The organism is Parvimonas oralis (genome assembly GCF_047608425.1).
GTDB lineage: Bacteria > Bacillota > Clostridia > Tissierellales > Peptoniphilaceae > Parvimonas.
Window position 1 is genome coordinate 241,191 of record NZ_JBLKRS010000001.1, and the last position, 15,884, is coordinate 257,074.

At 27.1% G+C, this 15,884-nt stretch carries 12 protein-coding genes; 10 read left to right on the forward strand and 2 right to left on the reverse strand.

The features are described 5' to 3' along the window. The first annotated feature begins 5 nt into the window (after positions 1-5). Together lon and yihA are read left to right on the forward strand one after the other, a co-directional pair. Complete coding sequence (lon, locus tag ACMX2D_RS01240; protein ID WP_414972428.1) at positions 6-2,354, forward strand: endopeptidase La; 2,349 nt, start codon at positions 6-8, stop codon at positions 2,352-2,354. A 1-nt stretch (position 2,355) separates the two neighbouring features. Continuing rightward, positions 2,356-2,946: a ribosome biogenesis GTP-binding protein YihA/YsxC gene (gene yihA, locus ACMX2D_RS01245; protein ID WP_414972430.1), complete on the forward strand. Its 591-nt coding sequence runs from the start codon at positions 2,356-2,358 to the stop codon at positions 2,944-2,946. 10 nt (positions 2,947-2,956) lie between these two features. Here yihA and ACMX2D_RS01250 read toward each other — a convergent pair whose 3' ends face one another. Next, on the reverse strand, positions 2,957-3,391 hold the full coding sequence (locus ACMX2D_RS01250) for a hypothetical protein (RefSeq protein ID WP_414972431.1): 435 nt from the start codon (positions 3,389-3,391) through the stop codon (positions 2,957-2,959). Positions 3,392-3,662: 271 nt separating this feature from the next. Between ACMX2D_RS01250 and ACMX2D_RS01255 the strand changes: the two genes are divergently transcribed. The 5 genes from ACMX2D_RS01255 to ACMX2D_RS01275 all read left to right on the forward strand — a co-directional run bounded on the left by ACMX2D_RS01255 (position 3,663) and on the right by ACMX2D_RS01275 (position 9,570). Continuing rightward, a complete protein-coding gene (locus tag ACMX2D_RS01255; RefSeq protein ID WP_414972433.1) occupies positions 3,663-4,622 on the forward strand; it encodes an ABC transporter ATP-binding protein in 960 nt (319 codons plus the stop codon). Position 4,623: 1 nt separating this feature from the next. Further along, entirely contained in the window at positions 4,624-5,403 is a 780-nt protein-coding gene (locus tag ACMX2D_RS01260; RefSeq protein WP_004833639.1) for an ABC-2 family transporter protein, read from the forward strand. 2 nt (positions 5,404-5,405) lie between these two features. Beyond that, on the forward strand, positions 5,406-6,179 hold the full coding sequence (locus ACMX2D_RS01265; protein WP_414972434.1) for an ABC transporter permease: 774 nt from the start codon (positions 5,406-5,408) through the stop codon (positions 6,177-6,179). A 227-nt stretch (positions 6,180-6,406) separates the two neighbouring features. Continuing rightward, complete coding sequence (locus tag ACMX2D_RS01270) at positions 6,407-7,738, forward strand: C1 family peptidase (protein WP_414972435.1); 1,332 nt, start codon at positions 6,407-6,409, stop codon at positions 7,736-7,738. Positions 7,739-7,857: 119 nt separating this feature from the next. After that, on the forward strand, positions 7,858-9,570 hold the full coding sequence (locus tag ACMX2D_RS01275; RefSeq protein ID WP_009448384.1) for a M3 family oligoendopeptidase: 1,713 nt from the start codon (positions 7,858-7,860) through the stop codon (positions 9,568-9,570). 40 nt (positions 9,571-9,610) lie between these two features. Here the strand turns inward: ACMX2D_RS01275 and purB are convergent, their stop codons facing one another. After that, positions 9,611-11,041 carry an adenylosuccinate lyase gene (purB, locus tag ACMX2D_RS01280; protein WP_414972436.1) on the reverse strand — a complete coding sequence of 477 codons (1,431 nt, stop codon included), beginning with the start codon at positions 11,039-11,041 and terminating at the stop codon, positions 9,611-9,613. Positions 11,042-11,424: 383 nt separating this feature from the next. Between purB and ACMX2D_RS01285 the strand changes: the two genes are divergently transcribed. From ACMX2D_RS01285 to ACMX2D_RS01295, 3 genes are all read left to right on the forward strand, one after another. Continuing rightward, a complete protein-coding gene (locus ACMX2D_RS01285; protein ID WP_414972437.1) occupies positions 11,425-12,429 on the forward strand; it encodes a polysaccharide deacetylase family protein in 1,005 nt (334 codons plus the stop codon). A gap of 7 nt (positions 12,430-12,436) precedes the next feature. After that, on the forward strand, positions 12,437-13,648 hold the full coding sequence (locus ACMX2D_RS01290) for a DNA recombination protein RmuC (protein WP_414972438.1): 1,212 nt from the start codon (positions 12,437-12,439) through the stop codon (positions 13,646-13,648). 314 nt (positions 13,649-13,962) lie between these two features. Next, a complete protein-coding gene (locus tag ACMX2D_RS01295) occupies positions 13,963-15,825 on the forward strand; it encodes a DUF1542 domain-containing protein (protein ID WP_414972439.1) in 1,863 nt (620 codons plus the stop codon). Positions 15,826-15,884 lie beyond the last annotated feature (59 nt).

Sequence of the window (15,884 nt, forward strand, 5' to 3'; positions counted from 1 at the left end):
TATTTATGAGCAATATAAATTTTAATGTTGAAGAAAAATTAAATAGACCTGTAATCGCACTTAGAGGACTTTGGATTTATCCTTATTCTGTTGTTCATTTTGATGCAGGAAGAAAAAAGTCAATAGATGCAATAGAGTCTGCATTAAAAAAGGATTCAATTTTAGTTGCTTTTACTCAAAAAGATATTAGGACAGAAGATCCTAAATCTGAAGATTTGTATGAAATGGGAACTGTCGTTATCGTTAAACAAATTTTAAAGATGAATAATGGAATTACAAGAGTTTTAGCTGAAGGAATTTGTAGATGTAGAGCAAAGAAGATTTATGATGATGGAAAATTTTTAACGGCAGATGTTGAAGAATTTTATTATGATGAGGTCGGAGAAGAAGTAGATTCTGAATTGGCAACTCTAAGAAATATGGTTGAAGTTGCATTTGAAGAATATACTGCAAAGAAAAGACATTTAGATGTTGATACTGAAATAAGTGTTCAAAATTCTTCAAATATGGATAAATTTACAAATAATGTAGCAAGTTATATAATGCGATTATCTGATGATGAACATTATGAAAACTTTAAAATTTTTGATATGAGAGAAAGACTTGAAAAGCTTTATGAAATTTTACAAAATTCCATAGAGTTATCATTTTTGGAAGAAAGTTTATCCAGAAAAGTTTCATCAAGATTAAATAAAAATCAAAGAGAATACTATCTAAGAGAACAACTGAATGTAATAAAAGAAGAACTTGGAGAAGGAGAAGATATAAGCTCCGAATTGGATGAGTATGCCAATACTATAATGAGTTTTGGATTTGATGAAAATATTGAAGAAATGCTATTTAAGGAAATTAGAAAACTTTCAGAAATACCTTCAGGTTCTCCGGAAGGAAATGTAATTAGAAGTTATCTCGATAAAATAGTCGCATTGCCTTGGAAAAAATCTAAAAAAGAAAAATTAGATGTAGCTTATACAAGAAAGATTTTAGATAAAGACCATTTCGGACTTAAGGATGTTAAAGATAGAATTATTGAATCTATTGCTTTAAGAAAAATTTCTAATAATCAAAAAGGCTCAATAATTTGCTTAGTTGGACCTCCGGGAGTTGGTAAAACTTCTATTGCAAAATCTATCGCAAAATCTTTAAATAGAGAATTTGTTTCCATGCGTTTAGGTGGGCTTCATGATGAAAGTGAAATAAGAGGGCATAGAAGAACTTATGTAGGGGCAATGCCGGGTAAAATTTTAACTCTATTAGAACAATGTAAAGTTAACAATCCTGTAATGCTACTTGATGAGATTGATAAGGTTTCAAATGACTTTAGAGGTGACCCTTCAAGTGCCTTGCTTGAAGTTTTAGATCCTGAACAAAACAATAAGTTTACAGATAATTATATAAATATTCCTTTTGATCTTTCAAAAGTTATGTTTATAACTACTGCGAATACAACTTCTACAATTCCATCTCCATTACTTGATAGAATGGAAATTATTCCGGTTTCTAGTTATACTTATGATGAAAAAGAAAAAATTGCCATTAATCATTTGATTCCAAAGGCATTTAAAAACTTTTCAATGACTAAGAAAATGCTTGATATAAAAGCTGATGCAGTAAGGGATATCATTCGATATTATACTAGAGAATCCGGTGTAAGAAATTTGGAAAGAATGATTGAGAAAATAATTAGAAAAGCAGCTGTGATTTTAGTTTCAAAAGAAAGTAAAAAAGTTACAGTTAATTCAAAAAATCTTGTTGATTTCTTAGGGAAGAAAAAATTCCATGATGATATTTTGGAAAAAGAAGATAAGGTTGGACTTGTAAACGGATTAGCTTGGACAGAAGTAGGAGGAGAACTTTTAACAATAGAAACTGATATTGTCAACGGAACAGGAAAAATTCAACTTACTGGACAACTTGGTGATGTTATGAAGGAATCTGCAATGACTGCAATTTCATTTGTTAGAAGTAAAGCTGATAAATTTAATATTAAAGAAGATTTTTATAAGGAAAAAGATATACACATTCACGTTCCTGAAGGAGCAGTACCAAAAGACGGTCCATCTGCTGGTATAACAATGACAATAGCAATTGTCAGTGCTCTTACAAATAGGAAAGTCAATAGACAATTTGCAATGACTGGGGAAGTAACTTTAAGAGGAAGAGTTTTAGCAATAGGAGGACTTAAAGAAAAAATCCTTGCAGCAAATAGATATGGAATAAAAAATATAATTATTCCAAAAGAAAATGAAGTTGATATTGATGAAATTCCTGAAGAAATTAGAGAAACATTAAAAATTTATACAGTTTCCGATGTTTGTGAAGTATTAGATTTAGTTTTAGAAAAAGAGGTGTAATGTGAAAATAATCTCAAGTGAATTAGAACAAATAGCTGCGATTATTTCACAGTATCCTGATTCTAATTTAAAAGAAGTTGCCTTTGCCGGCAGGAGTAATGTTGGGAAATCAAGTTTTATAAATGCTTTCATAAACAGGAAAAATTTAGCTAGAACCAGTTCCAAACCCGGGAAAACAAGAACTGTAAATTTCTATAAAATAAATGATTCATTTAGGTTAGTGGATTTACCCGGGTATGGATATGCACAAGTTTCTAAAAGCGAAAAGGAAAAATGGGGAGTAATTATTGAAACCTACCTTTCAAACAGAGAAAATTTGTGTGAAGTTATTCTTATTGTAGATATTAGACATGCTCCTAGTAAGGAAGATGTTATGATGTATAACTGGCTTTTAGAATATGGATTTAGTGGTTATGTTATAGCAACTAAAGCTGATAAAATTTCTAAAGGACAATGGAATAAACATTTAAAAGCTGTTAGAGAAACTTTAGGAATAAAGGATATGAATTTAGTTATTCCATTTAGTTCAGATTCAAAAGCGAATTTAGAGGCAGTTCATAATAAAATAGAAGAAATATTAAGCTGTGAGTAATCACAGCTTTTTAGTTGTTTATATTTTCGTCAACAGGAATACATAATAATACAATAAAAATTAAAACTGAAATTAAAGCTATAACAAAAGGTGCTTTTTCAATTATAGGTATTGTTCCTACCATTCCTCTATATTTAACCTTAATTCGAACAATATCAAATAGACATACCCCTAAAGTAATAAGATTTAATAAAATGCTTAAATATTTAAAATATTTACATGAGCTTTTTTTGATAAGTGAAAATACAGTTAAACAAAAAAGAATTACAAGTGGAATTAAACTGTATAATCCAATTTTTTCATATCCGTAGTATAATGTATCGGGAATATTTCCAGGGGGAATACTAGCCATATACAATCTTGACCATGGTAATAATATTGATGATAGTATTCCTGCTAATGATAGAATAATTATATATATTTGTAAGTTTTTTGATTTTTTCATTTCATCCCTCCTTATATAACAAATTTATTTAGTTAAATTATAACATTGCAGTTTTATTAATTCAATAATTTCTGTTAATAAATTAGATTAAATAATGTTGACTTTTTTATGTATTTTTCATAAAATAAAAATGGTATTAGAACAATATTTTTTAAAAGGAACTTTTTATATTGAAGAACTTATGAGTTTTGATTCATACTTTAAGAAGTTATATACAATTTCTGAAGTTGAGAATAATTAATTATTTAATTTGAAAGGAAATAATTTATTCATGATAAAAATTGAAAATTTATTTTATAGTTATAATTCTTTTGAAAAAGATAGTGGTTTTTTAGGCTCTTTAAAGGATTTTTTCAAAAGAAGAGAAATAAAAAAATCAGCTATTGAAGATTTTAATTTAGAAGTTGAAACAGGAGAAATAATAGGAATTTTAGGACCAAATGGTTCAGGAAAAACTACATTGATAAAATTGCTTACCGGAATATTAAATCCGGAAAGTGGAAATATTGAGTGTGATGGATATATTCCTTTTAAGAAGGAAAGAGCTTATCTTAAATCAATAGGTGTGGTTATAGGACAAAAGAGTCAATTAATTTGGGATTTACCTGCTGTAGAAACTCTTGAGATGTTAAGATGTATTTACAAGATAGATAAAGTAAGTTATAGAAATAAATTGAATAATATGGTTAAATTATTAAATTTAGAGGATAAGCTAAGAATTCCTGTTAGAAAATTATCGCTTGGAGAGAGAATTAAGTTTGAGATAATCTGTGCTTTAATTCATAGTCCTAAGATTTTATTTTTAGATGAACCTACGATAGGCTTGGATATAACAAGTCAAAGGTCTATTCATGAGTTTTTACTTGATATAAATAAAAAAGACAATGTGACTATATTTTTAACTTCTCACTATATGAAAGACATTGAAACATTGTGTGATAGGGTTATAATTTTGTTAAATGGGAAAAAGGTGGAAGATTCAAATATAAATGAAATTATAAATAAATTCTCTGCTAAAGATGAATACATAATAGAATTTAAAGATTTTATACCTGATGAATTTAATTGTTTTAAACTTTTGGATAAGAAAAAATTACAGGTAAATTTTGATGAAGCAAATTTTATATTAAAAAATGTAGACTTTTTACTTATAAAAAATATATCCTGTGAAAATAAAAGTTTTGAAGATGTAGTTTTTGATATATTCAGCGAAGGCAAAAAGGAGGATTAAAATGAGTAAATATTTACCAACTTTTTTTAATCAGCTGAATATACAATTAAGCTATAAGTTTAACTTTATTTCCAATATATTTGTTAATTTACTAGGTATTGTAATTTCTATATTTACTTGGAATGGTATTTTTGAAAGCACTTCAGTTGAAACCATTGGGGGTTTTACTAAAACTCAAATGATTTATTATATAATTATTTCAAATATTGGGATGATTTTATTTTCAAGTGAAAGTGTAGTTAATATGGGTCATCTTGTTAGGACCGGAAAACTTACTTCTATGTTGGTTAGACCATATTCTATATTAGTGAATTCTTTTTTTGGATTTTTAGGAAAAAAGTTTATATTTATTATTGGTTATGTATTTATGTTCATTTTAGCTTTTTTCGTTAATGCAAATATAGGATATTTTTTTCTAGTATTTTTGTTGTTTATAATAAATTTTTGTATGTTTTTTATGCTAGTTTCTCTTGTGGGAAATCTTGGATTTTATTTGATAAATATGTGGACATTAAGACCTTTAATAAATTCGATTTACTTACTGCTTGGAGGACTGCTTTTTCCTTTGAACTTGTTTGGAAATAAAATTTACAAAATAGTTGATAAAAATCCATTTGCAATAGTAGGATTTAATTTTACAAGAGCTATGCAAGGAAAATTAACAATTGAAGAATTAATTTTTTATATAATTCTTTCTTTTTCTTGGCTTATTCTGTTTTTTGTTCTTTATAAAATTACTTATTATTTTGGACTGAAGAGATATGAGGGAATGGGAGCGTAAATATGAATTTTAGATTGTATAAAAAATTTTTATCACATAGTTTTCAAGAGTTTTTAATTTACAGAACTACTGCAATTGTAACAATAGTTTTCGGTTTGATATTTTTTCTAGCTGAGTTTATTGCGGGGATAATTTATTTTGAGTATACTGAAACAATATATGGTTGGGTAAAAAATGACTATTTACTTTTGATATCAGTAGCTTCTGTAATAAGTTATGGTTATCAGTTTTTATTTACTGTTGCTCATGAAAATCTATATGAATTTATTTTATCTGGAGAATTGGATTATATTTTGATTAGACCTGTAAATTCTTTTTTGTTTTACTCATTTTATAGGGTGGATTTTCCGAGTTTGATTAATCTATTTATAGCTTTGTGTTTTCAAATCTTTATGTTGACAAAATATAGTTTAAACTTAGTTTTAATAATTGAATTTATTATTTCTATTTTTTTATCAATATACTTAGTATTTTTGTTAAATCAGATTGTAATAACTATTTCATTTTGGAAAGAACATTCAAGTGCCATAATGGGAATACCTGAATACCTAATTGATTTTTCAAGCAGACCTAAGTCTATTTATCCAAAATCAATACAGTTTGCATTAATTTATATAGTTCCTATTTTGCTGTCAATTAATCTACCTGTACTTATAGTTAAAGGGGAAGCTTCTGTTTTAAGTATATTATATATATTCTTATTCGATTTATTGGGAACTATTTTTGCGATATTTCTTTGGAAAAAAGGCTTGAAGAAATATGTATCAGCTAATTAGTTGCTATTAAAAAATAAATATTGAAATTAACTAAATCTTAATTAATAAAGTATATTTTATTTCATTAGGGTTTATCTATTATGTTGGATAGAATTATATGGTGAAAAAATAATTTTTAAAAATAAAATTGATAAAAAATATCAATTATATCTAAAAATCTATTGAAATATTTTTTTTGTTGTGCTATTATGAGTATGTTGAAAATAAAAAAATGGAGGGAATAAATTATGGTAACAAATGAAATGATGAAAAATTTTAAAGAACGTTTTGAAAGCGATTTATCAAGCAAAGTAATTTCAAATGCAATTGCAAAAAATGGTATTCAAGATAGTTCAATTAATAATGATGCTTTAAGATTTCATAATTTTAAGTTTTCAGACAGCGTAAAGAAAGCTGAAATTACAAATCAAAAGAAATCAGGACGTTGTTGGATGTTTTCAGGACTTAATGTTTTGAGATTAAAAGTTATGGAAAGACTTAATTTAAAAACTTTTGAATTTTCACAAGTTTATCTTTTCTTTATGGATAAAATGGAAAAATCAAATAATTTCCTAGAACTTATGATTGAACATATAGATGAGCCATTAGGATCAAGACTTATGGATAGTTTATTAGATTTAGGCGCTGATGATGGAAACTTTTTTGAATGTTTTGATGATTTGATTTCAAAACATGGTATTGTTCCTAAGTCAGTTATGCCGGAAACTTTCAGTTCATCTGATTCTGGTGCTTTTGTTGAACAAATCAATGTAAGATTGAAGAGAACTGCAATGAATATGAGAAAAGCACATTCAAATGGAGCTTCAGTTCAAGAATTAAAGAAATTAAAAGAAGAAACTCTTTATGAAGTTTATAATATTTGTACAAAAGTTTTAGGAAAATTACCAGAAACTTTTGATTTTGAATATACAGATAAAGACGATAAATTCCAAAAGATTACAAATTTAACTCCAAAAAAATTCTATGAAGAATATGTTGGAAATTACTTTGAAAATAAAGTTGATTTAATTGAAGATCCAAGAGGTAAGTATCCATTTGGTAAAAGAATAGAATTAAAATATTTTAAATCTGTTAGAGAAGGAAATCCTGTTGCTTCTTTAAATGTTCCTCAAGAAGACATTAAAAAAGCAATAATCGCATCTATAAAAGCTGGAGAAGCTGTGTGGTTTGCTTGTGATGTTATGAAGAACTGTGATAGAAAATTAGGTATAATGGATAAAGATTTATTTAATTATGATGAAACTTTAACAGAACTTGGAGAATTTTCTAAAGCTGACAGAATTGACTATAGATATACAGATTTAACTCATGCTATGACATTTGTAGGAGTTGATTTGGATAAAAATGGAAATCCAATTAAGTGGCAAGTTGAAAACTCTTGGGGAGATGAAGTTGGAGAAAAGGGAATATTCTCAATGAGCGACTCTTGGTTTACAAATGAAAACATTTCAGCAATAGTAGATAAAAAATTCGTTGATGAAAAATGGTTAAAAGGTTTAGAAGAAGAATCTATAAAGATTGAACCTTGGGAACCATATGCAATGATGTTAAAAAGATAGTTTTTAAGGAATTACTACGGTAATTCCTTTTTTTGGATTTTTAAATCTTTATAAGACTATTTTTTATTGTCAAATTATGTTAAAATAGTTTTGAAATATTAATTAAATAGGAGGTATTTATGACTAAAGATAATTTAGATTTAAAGTTTGGAGACTATAAATATATTCGTCCAGATTTTGAAAAACTTAGAACTGATATTAGAACTTTGACTCAAAGACTTGTAAATGCTAAAACGGTTGAAGAAGCTATTGAAACTTACAATGAACTTGATGAATTAAATTCAAATGCTGACAGTATGGTTGCTTTGGCTCATGTAAAAAATTCAATAGATACTAAAGATGAATTTTATGATAAAGAAATGCAATTTATTCAAGAAAATTCTCCGAAAATTGAAGAAGTTTTAGTTGAATATATTAGAGAATTTGTAAACAGTAAATTTAGAAAAGAGCTTGAAGAAAAGTTTGGAGTTTATTTATTCCAAAAATATGAAAATTATTTATTGACTTTTAATCCTTCAATTATGGATGATTTAGTTGAAGAAGCAAAGGTTGTTATGGAATATCAAAAACTTTTATCTTCTTGTTCAAAAGAATGGAATGGGGAACAATTAAATCTTACTCAGCTTGCTAAATACTCTCAAGATTCAGATGCAGATATCAGAAGAAAAGCTACAAATCTTATTTCAGAAGTTTATGAAGAACAAACTGAAAAATTAGATGAAATTTATGATAAGGTTGTTAAGATAAGAGATAGAATGGCTAAAAAGTTAGGATATAAAAACTTTATTGAGCTTGGTTATAAAAAAATGGGTAGAGTTGACTACAATGCAAAAGATGTTGAATCTTATAGAAAACAAATTGTAGAAACTATCGTTCCTATTTGTAATAAGTTAAGAGAAGAGCAAAGGAAGAGAATTGGTTTAGATAAACTTACTTTCTATGATGAACCTATTTTCTTTAAATCAGGGAACCCTGCACCTCATGGAGAAAAAGACTGGATGCTTGAAAGAGCTGAAAAGATGTATAGTGAGTTATCTCCTGAAACAAAAGAATTTTTTAACTTTATGAAAACAAAAGATTTATTTGACTTGGATGCTAAGAGTACAAAAGCTGCAGGTGGATATTGTACTTATTTAAGAAATTGGAGAAGCCCTTTTATATTTGCCAATTTTAATGGAACAACTCATGATGTTGAGGTTTTAACTCATGAAGCGGGTCATGCTTTTCAAGTTTTCTCATCAAGAGATTATATTCCTGAATATACTTGGCCAGGAATGGAATCAGCAGAAATTCATTCAATGAGTATGGAATTTTTCACTTGGCCTTGGATGGATTTATTCTTTGAAGAAGAAGCTGATAAATTTAGATATAAACATATTACTCACGCCTTGTTATTTTTACCTTATGGGGCATTAATTGATGAGTTCCAACATGTTGTATATGAAAATCCTGAACTAACTCCAAAACAAAGACGTGAAAAATATAGAGAATTAGAAAAGAAATATTTGCCATATAGAGATTATGATGGAATAAAGGTTCTTGAAGATGGTGGATTCTGGTTTAGACAAAGACATGTTTATCAAATGCCTTTCTATTATATAGATTATACTTTGGCTCAAGTATGTGCTTTCCAATTCTGGAATAAAGATAGAAAAGATCATAAAACTGCTTTTGCAGATTATTTAAGATTATGTAAAACAGGGGGAACAAAACCTTTCTTACAACTTCTTGAAGTAGCAAAATTAGAAAATCCATTTATAAATGGAACTATTAAAAAAGCTGTTGAACCGATAGAAGAATACTTAAATTCTGTTGACGCAAGTAAATTTTAAGTAAAATGTTAACTAAAAAACGCTCCGTTTGGAGCGTTTTTTAAACTTCTACTTCTTTTATATTTTCAATCATATTTTTATTTTCTTCTAAAATAGGATTAACTTCATTTTCTATAAATTCATCAACTTGAGAAGGACATCTTCCTATATATTTCATCGGATTAAGAACTTCATTAAGTTCATCTTTGCTTATGTCAAAGAAATCATCTTTTTCAATTAATTCTAATAGATTATTTTCTAGGCCTTTTTCTTTTACGTTTTTTCCTGCGATTTGAGAAAGTTCTCTGATTCTTTCGTGAAGTTCCTGTCTGTCTCCACCTTTTTTTACTTGGTTCATCATTATATTTTCACTAGCCATAAAAGGTAATTCAGCCATTAAATGTTTTTCAATTACTTTTTCATAAACTACCATACCATCAACTACATTTGCATAAAGCTCTAATATACCATCTACTGCCAAAAATCCTTGGGAAATTGAAAGTCTTTTATTCGCACTGTCATCTAAAGTTCTTTCAAACCATTGTGTTGCAAAAGTTATTGAAGGATTCATAACATTTGAAATAACAAAATTTGATAAGGCTCCAATTCTTTCTGATTTCATAGGATTTCTCTTATAAGGCATGGCAGAGGAACCTATTTGACTTTTTCCGAAAGGCTCTTCAATTTCTTTAAGATGTTGTAAAAGCCTTAAATCGTTTGAAAATTTATGAGCGGATTGTGCTATATTTGATAGTAAAAATAAAACCTTACTGTCAATTTTTCTTGTATAAGTTTGTCCAGTGATTGCAAAAACTCCTTTGAAGTTCATTTCTTTAGCTATGAAATCGTCAAGTTGTTTTACTTTTTCTTCATCATTATCAAAAAGCTCCATAAATGATGCTTGGCTTCCTGTTGTTCCTTTTGCTCCACGAAGTTTTAAGTTTTCCAATATGAAATTTAATTCTTCAAGGTCTATAAGTAAATCTTGCATATAGAGTGTTAATCTTTTTCCAACAGTTGTGGGTTGAGCGGCTTGAAAATGCGTATATGCCAAAGTTGGAATATTTTTATATTTTAGAGCATTTTTCTTTAATAAATTCAAAACATTTATAATTTTTTTCTTTATGATTAAAAGGGCTTCTTTCATAACTATAAGTTCAGTATTATCACCAACATAGCAACTTGTAGCTCCCAAATGAATAATCCCTTTTGCATTAGGACACTGAACTCCATAGGCATAAACATGACTCATTACATCGTGTTTTACAATTTTTTCTCTTTCTAAAGCAACATCAAAGTTAATATCATCCTTAAAATTTTCTAGTTCTTTAATTTGCTCATCAGTTATATTTAAACCTAAATTTTTTTCTCCTTTTGCAAGAGTTATCCATAGTTTTCTCCAGGTTTTAAATTTAAAATCGTCAGAAAATATATAGCTCATTTCTTTACTTGAATATCTCTTTGTAAGTGGATTTGAATAAATGTCTTTCATAAAAAACTCCTCAATAATATTTTTTAATATTGTAAATCAATTTTATTCAAAATTATTTTTAACAGATAAGTTAAAAAAATAATGGATAAAGATATACAACTATATTATATCATATCATAATTTTATTTTTATAACTATATTATTAAAAATAAAATTAAAAAATATATTCTTTTTTGATAATTATATCATATATTTTATTTATTTTAGATATATTAAGAGTTAATAAAAAAATAGTTGAAATAACCGATATTTGAGTTTACAATATATTTATAAATATGTTATAATAAATGAAGCTTTATGCTATTAATTAATAGGGGATACAAATTATTAATATATCAAAAAATTGTAAATTAATAATAATTTTGAATTAGGAGGTAATTTTAATGATAGATAATGAAGAAAAAATAAAAATTGCGAAAAAGAAAAGAAAGAAAAGAAAAAGAAGAAAAGAAAATTTTGTCATAATAACTGCTGTTTTCTTGGCACTTTTTGTCTTTTTAGGTGGTAAGTATGCCTTAAATATTATTTACCAAAACAAGAATCAAACACAAAACAAAACAAATCAAACTGGACAAAATGAGTCGTCTGAAAATAATGCAAATGAAAAACAAACTGAAACTGAAAAAGAGACTGAACAAAATAACACTAACGGAATAGATTTTTCAGAATCAGGAAGCCATATAAAATCTGCGGATTCCTATGCTTATGATACTGCTGAAATTAGGGATTATATCATGAGTAAAAAAGAATATTCAGGAAAAAAAATGGTATTCTTGACTTTTGATGACGGAGTTACTCCGGGTATTACAGATAAAGTTTTAGATGTGCTTAAAGAAAAACAAGTTCCTGCTACTTTTTTCATAGTTGGTAAAACTTTAAATGATCAAGCAAAGCCATATTTGGAAAGAGAATTAAAAGAAGGACATGGAATAGCTATTCACAGTTTTTCTCATGATTATAATAAATTGTATCCAAAGAGAGTTCCTAACACTGCTGTTATTAAGGAAGAAGCTGAAAAGACAATGTCCAGATTAAAAGAACTTTTAGGAGAAAATTTTAATACTGGAGTTTGGAGATATCCAGGTGGACATATGTCTTGGAAAGGACTTGATAGTCCCGGAAACGGAGATGAAACTCTAAAAAGTTTAGGTCTTGAATGGATTGATTGGAATAGTTTATCAGGAGATGCTGAACCACAAAAAGTTAGACCTACAAATAAAGAAGAAATGTTAAAATATGTAAAGACATCTTTAAGTTATTGGAAACAACAAAATGTAGTAGTTGTTTTAATGCATGATTCTCAAGGAAAGAATTTAACTGTTGAAACTTTACCAAGCATAATTGATTATTTCAAATCTAATGGTTATGAATTTGGTATTTTAAAATAGGTGAATTATGAATTATTTATTAATTGGAATTTTGATTATATTAGTTGTAATAGTAATTGTTTTGGTTTTGAAACTTTTAAAAAAATCAAATGATGAAATTATAACAGATGAAGATATTTTAAAATTAAAACTTAGTTTTTCAGATGAATTTAACAGACTAAGTGAAAAATTAAATGGAAATAACGAAAAAATTTCTAATCAACTGCTTGAATTTAAAAATTCCACTAATGATAATATTATAAAAGCTGGGAAAGAAAATATTGATTCTATTTTTAACTTCAATGATAAGTTGAAATCAGAGTTAAAAAATGACTTCTTAAATCTTACTGTTGTTGTAGAGGGAAGACTTGATAAAATAAATGAGAGTGTAGAAGTTAAGTTAGAAAAAAGTTTTGAAGATACTAAAAAGACATTTAGTAATGTAATGCAAAGTTTAGGAAGACTTGACGAAGCTCAAAAAAAGATGGAGTTTTTATCGAATAATGTTCAAAATTTAAATAATGTTTTGACTGATAAAAAAACTCGTGGAATTTTTGGAGAAGTACAATTGTATCAAGTTCTATCTTCGGCGTTCGGAGATAATAATGAAATTTACCAAAAGCAATATAAGCTTTCAAACGGAACGATGGTAGACGCAGTTTTATTTGCACCTGAGCCTGTTGGAACTATCTGTATAGACAGTAAATTTCCATTAGAAAATTATAGAAGAATTTTTGAAGATATATCTGATAATAAGCAAGAAAATGAAAAAAATTTTGAACAAAATATAAAGAAGCACATTGATGATATTTCTTCAAAATATATAATAAAAAATGAAACAACAGATCAAGCGATTTTGTTTTTGCCCGCGGAAGCTATATTTGCATATCTTAATGCTTATATGCCTAAAATTATTGAGTATGCCTATTCAAGGCGAGTTTGGATTACATCTCCAACTACGATGATGGCAATACTTACAACAATACAAGCAGTATCTCAAAATTTAAAACAATCTCAATATGCATTAGAAATTCAAAAAGAATTGAACTCACTTTCTGATGAGTTTGAAAGATATGCTAAGAGATGGGAAACTTTAGAAAAAGATATAAACAAAGTAAGTAAAGATGTAAAAGATATTTTTACAACTTCTACAAAAATTACAAGACGATTTGATAATATAAAAAATGTTGAGGTCTTTGAAAAAGAAGATGTAGGAGAAGTTTTAAAAATTTCAGAATAAATTTTAAGAATGGGAGTATGTCAGGACAATCAGTTTTCTGTATACTGCCATTTTTTTGTGTTTTTTTATGAAAATAATTTTAAATTTCAAAAAAGTTATATTTTTTGTTTAGACAAAATTTTAGAGGGTAGAAAATAATGGAGTTAGCTTTTCCTAGATGAATTTTTTTAATTTAATTAATACGATAAATACTCGTTTATTAATTTGGAAGAGAGTGATTTATATTTTAATTAAACTTATCTAGATTAAATAACTCTAAAATTTTTAAATATTTTCATAAATTTTAATTATGAAATATTTTTTGGGGGTAAAAAATGAAGAAAAAAAGAATTGTTTCAGCAGTATGTTTAGCAACTATGATTTCTACAACAAGTGTATACTCAACTACTGCTGCAGAAAAATCAACAGTCCCGATGGATTCTCGGGCTACAAATGTATCAAAGGCATCAGATAACGATGATCAAAAAGCTTTAAAAGCAAAAGAAGAGGCAAAAAAAGAATTAACTGTTTATGCAAATAGTATTATAGATAAAGTTAATTCAGACAGTTCTCTTACAACAGAAGAAAAGAAAGTAGCTGTTGACAAATTGAAAAAAGCCTTAGAAAGAGCTATAAACCAAGTTAATATCTTACATACTCATAAGTATGTTGATTTAATAAAAAGAGAGATGAAACAAAAGATTGATGAGGCTTCAATTGTTAAAAACAAAATCAAAGATGAATCTAAAAAAACTATTGATGAAGAGTTAAAAAAACGAATCAAAATCATAAATGAAGTTGATGAATCAACAAATGAAGAAAAAGGTATAGCGATTGAAAAAGCTAAAAAAGAAGCAGAAAAAGCTAAAATAAATATTGATAATGCTAAGACAAATGCGGAAGTTCAAAAGGCGAAGAATGACGGAGTTGCTGAAATTCATCATTCAAATCCTGAATCAAAAATAAAAGAAAATGCCAGAAAAGCTATTGACGCTGTTGCTAAGTCAAAAATAGAAAATTTTACTGCTGACACAAACGCAACGGAAGATGAAAGACAAAAAGCCATAAGGAATGTTGATGAAGAAGTTAGAATAGCTAAAGTTGCTATTGAAAATGCAAGAACAAAAAAAGAAGTTGAAGATATAAAAAATAAATTTATCGAAAAAATTAAAAATATAAATATTAACCAAAAATCAGTAAAAGAAGATGCTAAAAAAGAATTAACGGATTATGCTGAAAAATCCAAATCTAAAATTAATTCAGATTCAACTCTTATAGATGAAGAAAAGAAAGTTGCAGTTGAAAAAGTTGAAGATATTTTGAAAAAAGCATTGAATCAAATTGATAATATAGCACAGGATAATTTTATTGATACTGTTAAACAAAAAGTAAAAGAAGATATTGATAAAGCTGGTATAATTGAAAACAAAGCTAAAGATGTAGCTAAAAACTCCATCGATAAAGCAATACAAAAACAAATTGAAAAAATAAATTCCGAAAAAGATTCAACTAAAGAGGAAAAAGATGAGTCTATAAACAAATTAAATGCTAGAGTTATGAAAGCAAAAATGACTATTGATAATGCAACAACAGCTAAAGCTGTTGAAAACGCAAAAAATGATGGCATTAAGAATATTGAACTTATAAAGGCGGAAACAAAAATCAAAAAACTTCTTAAAAAAGCTGTTGAAGATAAAGATGAAACAATAAAAATGGATGCTTTTAAAAATGCAAATAAGGAAAAACAGGATGCTTATCTTAAAGCTATAGAAGAAGGACAAAAGATTCTTGACGAACCTATGGCAACTAAAAAAGATGTTGAAGATGCCAATAAATCCATTGAGATTGCAAAGAAATCTTTAGACGGTAAAGCTATGGGGCAAGATAAAGGCAAAGACAAAGACAAGGCTAAGGATAAAGATAATGGCAAAATAAAAGATAAGAGTAAAGATAACGGCAATTCAAAAGATAAGGCTAAAGATAATGGTAGTACTAAAGATAAGGACAAAGCTAAAGAACAAAATAGACCTAATGATTCTAATAAATCAAAAGGTTCAAAAGTTTCTAATACACAAAAGAAATCTAAAAGCAAATTACCGAAAACTTCTTATTCAAACGGAATTGTTGCCTACGGAATTTCAATTTTAGCAAGTGCATTTGGAGCTTTTTCAATTAGAAAAAAGAAGAAAGAAGATTAACGGATTTAATAAAATAGTTAATTACTATATTACAAATATTTTAAATGTAAAGGTAGTGT

What these genes read in the sequence shown, in the direction of transcription:
- lon (WP_414972428.1), top strand. Translation starts at nt 6, where the DNA reads ATGAGCAATATAAATTTTAATGTTGAAGAAAAATTAAATAGACCTGTA.
- ACMX2D_RS01250 (WP_414972431.1), bottom strand. Translation starts at nt 3,391, where the DNA reads ATGAAAAAATCAAAAAACTTACAAATATATATAATTATTCTATCATTA.
- ACMX2D_RS01255 (WP_414972433.1), top strand. Translation starts at nt 3,663, where the DNA reads ATGATAAAAATTGAAAATTTATTTTATAGTTATAATTCTTTTGAAAAA.
- ACMX2D_RS01260 (WP_004833639.1), top strand. Translation starts at nt 4,624, where the DNA reads ATGAGTAAATATTTACCAACTTTTTTTAATCAGCTGAATATACAATTA.
- ACMX2D_RS01265 (WP_414972434.1), top strand. Translation starts at nt 5,406, where the DNA reads ATGAATTTTAGATTGTATAAAAAATTTTTATCACATAGTTTTCAAGAG.
- ACMX2D_RS01270 (WP_414972435.1), top strand. Translation starts at nt 6,407, where the DNA reads ATGGTAACAAATGAAATGATGAAAAATTTTAAAGAACGTTTTGAAAGC.
- ACMX2D_RS01275 (WP_009448384.1), top strand. Translation starts at nt 7,858, where the DNA reads ATGACTAAAGATAATTTAGATTTAAAGTTTGGAGACTATAAATATATT.
- purB (WP_414972436.1), bottom strand. Translation starts at nt 11,041, where the DNA reads ATGAAAGACATTTATTCAAATCCACTTACAAAGAGATATTCAAGTAAA.
- ACMX2D_RS01285 (WP_414972437.1), top strand. Translation starts at nt 11,425, where the DNA reads ATGATAGATAATGAAGAAAAAATAAAAATTGCGAAAAAGAAAAGAAAG.
- ACMX2D_RS01290 (WP_414972438.1), top strand. Translation starts at nt 12,437, where the DNA reads ATGAATTATTTATTAATTGGAATTTTGATTATATTAGTTGTAATAGTA.
- ACMX2D_RS01295 (WP_414972439.1), top strand. Translation starts at nt 13,963, where the DNA reads ATGAAGAAAAAAAGAATTGTTTCAGCAGTATGTTTAGCAACTATGATT.